Annotated in this window: 1 protein-coding gene; it reads left to right on the forward strand. The window is 39.1% G+C overall.

Annotation, left to right across the window (positions count from 1 at the left end; genetic code table 11):
* Positions 1 to 615: hypothetical protein (locus KTQ90_RS13515; RefSeq protein WP_217318850.1), on the forward strand; the 615-nt coding region annotated here is incomplete at its 5' end.
* Between the last annotated feature and the right edge of the window lie 76 nt (positions 616 to 691).

Here is a 691-nt window from a genome sequence, read left to right on the forward strand (position 1 = left end):
GAAAAAGCTATTCTTGCTATGGCTGTAAAAGAAGGGGAAGCTATTGACAAATTGGTAAGATTAAGAGAAGCTATCTGCATTTTTACCGACCTTACCAAAAAAGAAGCAAGCAAAGATGAACAGCGAAGTAAACTCTTGTTTGATACTGTTAATCAGGTGAAACAAGAGCTGAATGCCACATCAAAAATTGTGCAGGACAAACTTCACGCAATGGATAACACACCTCTGAAGAAAGTAGTGACTCATCGCTTTGAACCTACCTCCAAGTATGTTCTTCTTTTCATTGGTGGCTTGGCTCTATCTCTTGTTCTCTCCATTTGGGGCAATCTCACCCAATGGCGAGCGCATCAAGATTGGGAGGAGGCTGACTTGAAATATCGTGCTTTGAAGATGGTTCTTCCATCTAACGATCCAAATGTTCGATACATCGAAAAGAACTTTTCTGTATGCCCAAATAAAGAAGTTATTGAGAAAGTGAGAACTCATGTAAATATTTACGAGGACTCAATTCGCTATCATAACGAAATGATACAGATGGCAGCAATAAAAGATAGCATTGCTAATAGCCTATTTAAAGAGGCGAATGAAATTAAAAAGAAAATTAATCAGAAATAATAGACAACGACCAACGGGTACAAGCGCATCCTTCGCTTCGACAAGATTAAGACCAACGGCATTCGCATCGTATTCG

Source organism: Leyella stercorea, assembly GCF_019052365.1.
GTDB lineage: Bacteria > Bacteroidota > Bacteroidia > Bacteroidales > Bacteroidaceae > Prevotella.